This window comes from Archangium sp., assembly GCF_036389735.1.
In the GTDB taxonomy this organism is placed as follows: domain Bacteria; phylum Myxococcota; class Myxococcia; order Myxococcales; family Myxococcaceae; genus Archangium.
Genome location: NZ_DASVWK010000285.1, coordinates 1 through 3,741, shown reverse-complemented (window position 1 = coordinate 3,741; position 3,741 = coordinate 1). Strand labels below are relative to the sequence as shown.

Below are 3,741 nucleotides of genomic sequence, written 5' to 3'. Positions count from 1 at the left end.
GGTGCCTGCCGTCCGGCGCGTACTTCGCCACGAAGGCCCCCGCCGGCAGCGGCGCGCCCCCGAGGCTCAGCGCCCCATCGAAGTGCACCCCCGTGACGTAGAGGTTGCCCGCGGCGTCCACCGCCAGGGCCCGCACCAGGGGCAGGATGCCGCCGCTGGTGGGAAAGCCCCTCGACCAGAGGTGCTTGCCGTCCGGCGAGAGCTTCGCGAGGCCAATGCCCGCGTCTCCCGGCAGCGTGCCGCCCCCGAGGTCCACCCGGCCCGTCTCATACGTGAGGAAGAGGAAGGTGTTGTCCTTCTTGTCCACCGCCACGACGAGCCCGGTGACGGTGTCGCGTACCGTCCGCACCCAGCGCGTGGCGCCCGGGGCCCGGGTCTCCTCCAAGGGCGCCGAGGTGGTGTCCACGGACTCAGGCAACTCCTGCTCCACACCGCAGCCCCAGGTCAGACACACGGCGAGACACAATCCCCATCCACGCATCACCCCGCCCCCCGCGCACCCGCCGCATACGAGCCCGCCGAGCTTGTACATGTCCCTCCGGGACGGCATCGCCTGCCGGGGCAGGTGGCACCACGTCCGAGCCGGCCCCCCGTCGGGCAGGCGAGCACGGCTTCACCGTGTAAACGCCTGAAGCTCCAGGAGAAATCAATCTTCCCGCCCTGTGCAGGCAACATTTCCCGACATGGACCGACAACCAGGGTGGAGACGCACTCCAGCGCACTTCGACGCAGCTTCTGCCCAACCCCCGTTGTCTGCCTGATGAGGTGATTCGTGAGCATTTCTTCCGTGAGGAGTGGTGCGGCCAATCTGTTTGGCGGTCTTTCCAAGCTGGGCGCTGGCTCGCAGACCGCGTCGCTCAAGGGCAAGGTGGACAGCCTCATCGCGGACATCGGCGAGAAGCTCAAGGCCGGTGACACGCAGGGGCTGGCCGAGAGCTTCAAGAAGCTGCTCGACACCCTGGGCGTGAAGAACGCGGACAAGATCCTCGAGGCCCTGGGCCTGGGTGGCAAGGGCAAGAAGGGCAAGGGCGGAGAGGCCGCTGGCGGCGCTCCCGCCGGAGCCGAGGGCGCTGGCGGTGGCGGCGCTCCCGAGGGGGCGGGGGGCGCGGAGGCCGCGGGTGGCGCGGGGGGTGCCGAGGGCGCGGGTGGCGCTCCGCAGGCGGGTGGCGCCGAGGGCGCGGGTGGCGTGCTCGAGCTGCTGATGAAGCTGGCCCAGGAGAACCCCGAGCTGGCCAAGCAGCTCGCCGAGAACCCGGAGCTGCTCAAGCAGCTCGCCGAGAACCCGGAGCTGCTCAAGCAGCTTTCCGAGAACCCGCAGCAGCTGCAGCAGGTGCTGAAGGGCGCCCAGGCGGGCCTCCCGATGGAGTTCTCCGGCGTCAGCCAGTTCGAGGCGGCTCCCGCCGCGGGCCCTGTCAGCCTCGGCTGAGGATGTCCCCTCCTTCGAAGGTCAAAACACTCGTCGCGGGCTGTGTGCTGGCCCTGCTCGCGGCGTGTGCGACGCGGCCCGAGGCGCTCCCGCCCTCGCGAGAGACCCGGGTCCTCCGCGTGGGAACGAGCGGCGACTACCCGCCCTTCAGCACGCTGCGTGAGGGGCAGGTGTCCGGCTTCGACTCCGCGCTCCTGGAAGCCTACGCATCCGAGCGGGGGTACCGCCTCGAATGGGTGCGCTTCCGCTGGCCGGAGCTGGTGGCGGCCGCTCGGGCCGATGTCCACGAGGCCGCGGCGGCCCTGGGCGTTCCGGCGCCTCGGGACGAAGCGCTCACGGCGTTCTTCCAGGCGCAGATGGACGCGGCCAAGCGGCTCCAGCTCCGCGCGCCCGTCACTTCCGAGGGCCCCGTGCACTCGCTCGATGCGGAGTTACAGCCGGCGCTCGCGCGAATCAGCGCTCGCATCAGTGCCCTCGTGCCGCGCATTCCCGGAGGGCTGGACCGCGACACCCTCCGGCGCAAGGCGCGCGAGGAGCTCGCCTCCACCGGCCTGGAGGGCGAGGCGATAGACCGCCTCGCCGATGCGCTGGTGGAACTCGGCACACGACGGTGAGCCCCGCTTGAGCGGGCTCAAGCCACCGTCACGTCCCGTTTCACGAAGGAAGGCTCCGCCACAGCCGGGGTGCCCAGGAGCCCCCGGGTCATCCGGGCTTCGTACACCATGCCGAACCGCGCGAAGAGCGCGTAGGCTCGCTCCAGCTTTTCCCAGCGGCCCTCCGTGCCCTCTGGCTCGTGCCGGGCCAGCTCGCGGAGAGCCTCGGCCTCGTCGGCCGGCATGGCCAGCCGCCGCGCCCATTCCACGGCCTGCGTCCACGCCTTGCGTGCCGCCCCCTGCCGCCCGGACAGCCACAGCAGGCTGCCCCGGATGCGCGCCGCCCGGCTGCGCCCCACGCGGAATTGCCGCGCATAGGCGTCCAGCCGCCGAGACACGTTCCGAGCCGCCGAGCCCAGCTCCTCCGCCTCGGCCGAGCCCGTGGCGAGCGCCTCCTCCCACAGCGTCAGGTACACGGTGCTGGCGTCCGTGAGCGCGCCCAGGTGCGGCAGCACGTTCAGCCGCGACTGCTCCCAGAGCGCCAGCGCCTGCGCACCCTCTTCCCGCGCCCCCACCACGTCGCCGGCGCGCAGGAGGATGACGGCCCAGTTCGCGTGGCAGCCGATGCCCGAGAGCAGGTCGTCCCCCGGCAGCCTCGCGCGGCTGTGACGGATCCACGCCTGCGCCTCCTCATGGCGATCCAATATCGACATCGTGCAGGCGAGCCCCGTGCTGGCCCAGCACTCATGGCGCGAGTTACCTTGCGCACGGGCCATGTCGAGCAGTTCCTCCTGCCGCTCCACCGCCTCCGTGAAGTGCCCGTTCAACTCGAGCAGCGTGCCGGAGATGGAGAGCCCGGTGACGATGCAGTAGCGGTCCCCCAGCGTCTTCGCGTGCTCCAGGCCGGTGGTGACCTCGTGCAGGCCGTCGGCCAGGGAGCCCGTGCCCAGGGCGATGAGCGCGCGGGCGAAATGCTGGTTGCACCGCGCACGGCCGTTGCCCTCTTGGGCGCGGGTGAAGAGCCGCTGCGCCAGCCGCCGCAGCCCGAGCGACCCGGTGATGAAGCCCAGGTTGTTGTAGGAGTCCGAGGACAGGGCGAAGGAGCCGGAGCGCTCGGCCTTGTTGACCGCCATGAGGCTGGCGGTGAGCATGGCGAGGATGTCGATGGCGTTGTAGCGCTCGCGGGCCAGCTCCGTGGCACAGCGGCCGGCCTCGGACAGGCGCTCGCGCAGCTCGGGAGACAGGGCTCCGCGCAGACGCCGGGGCCACCAGGCGGTCACCGCCCCGTGCAGCAACTCCCGGCCCAGCCGCAGCACCCACCCGAACCGGGACCTGGGCAGTGGCAGCCCCAACGTGTCCAGCGCCTGGTGGTAGCGCTCGACGGCCTTCTCACTGGCGCCGCTCTCGAAGGCCGCCTCGCCCAGGGTGCGGTACCAGCGCGCTCGCCGCAGGGGCACGGTGTGCGACAGGCCAGCCTTCTCCTCCAGCGCGAGTGCCTGCTCGATGAGGTACACCGCCTCGCGGCTGGCGCCCTGCCCCCAGGCGGCGGTGCTGGCCAGGTCCATGTAGTGCAGGGCCTGCGTCAGCTCGGCGGCCTCCAACCAGTGGTGCGCCAGCTGGGGGTACACCTCCGGCTCCTCGCCGCGGACGCGCTCGTACCACTGGGCCACGGCCCGGTGGAGCGCCCGGCGCTGGGAGGTGGCCAGCAGCTCGTAGGCCGCC

3 protein-coding genes and 1 pseudogene are annotated in these 3,741 nt (G+C 71.9%); 2 read left to right on the top strand and 2 right to left on the bottom strand.

Translation table 11 applies throughout. From position 1 onward, the window contains the following. Positions 1-418 (bottom strand): annotated as a pseudogene (locus VF794_RS10125) (hypothetical protein); the annotation flags it as partial. Between the two features lie 354 nt (positions 419-772). Here VF794_RS10125 and VF794_RS10120 point away from each other — a divergent pair. Further along, a complete protein-coding gene (locus VF794_RS10120) occupies positions 773-1,426 on the top strand; it encodes a hypothetical protein (RefSeq protein ID WP_331109177.1) in 654 nt (217 codons plus the stop codon). 2 nt (positions 1,427-1,428) lie between these two features. Beyond that, on the top strand, positions 1,429-2,040 hold the full coding sequence (locus VF794_RS10115) for a transporter substrate-binding domain-containing protein (RefSeq protein ID WP_331109175.1): 612 nt from the start codon (positions 1,429-1,431) through the stop codon (positions 2,038-2,040). Between the two features lie 17 nt (positions 2,041-2,057). Here the strand turns inward: VF794_RS10115 and VF794_RS10110 are convergent. Beyond that, positions 2,058-3,741 (bottom strand): hypothetical protein (locus VF794_RS10110; RefSeq protein WP_331109173.1); only part of this gene is annotated, 1,684 nt, incomplete at its 5' end.

Excerpts from the sequence above, each read along its gene's own strand:
- VF794_RS10115 (WP_331109175.1), top strand. The coding sequence starts at position 1,429 with ATGTCCCCTCCTTCGAAGGTCAAAACACTCGTCGCGGGCTGTGTGCTG.